The 299-nt window shown below is 58.2% G+C and carries 1 protein-coding gene; it reads right to left on the reverse strand.

The window, feature by feature from the left end; translation table 11 throughout:
* Positions 1-299, reverse strand: a 299-nt coding sequence (locus tag D467_RS19945) for a hypothetical protein (RefSeq protein ID WP_208596498.1), incomplete at both ends; no start/stop codon positions are given.

Raw genomic sequence — 299 nt, forward strand, 5'->3', positions numbered from 1 at the left:
GTATCGCCACCATCGAGGGAGTACTCCCACGTGGCGCCAGGCTCGAGGTTACCCACATTAACCGTGCCATCGCTGGTAATACCGTCGCTGTCATCCGCGCCAGTGTCATTTGCTAATGCGAGCGCAGGAGCTATCGGAGCAGTAACATCTCCATCAGCATCCGCATCTGCATCGGCGTCTGCATCACCATCAGCATCTGCATCTGCATCTGCATCGGCGTCTGCATCTGCATCGGCGTCACCATCAGCATCTGCATCGGCGTCTGCATCGGCGTCTGCATCTGCATCGGCGTCTGCATC

Origin of the sequence: Vreelandella zhanjiangensis DSM 21076 (assembly GCF_000377665.1) — a bacterium.
Classification (GTDB): domain Bacteria; phylum Pseudomonadota; class Gammaproteobacteria; order Pseudomonadales; family Halomonadaceae; genus Vreelandella; species Vreelandella zhanjiangensis.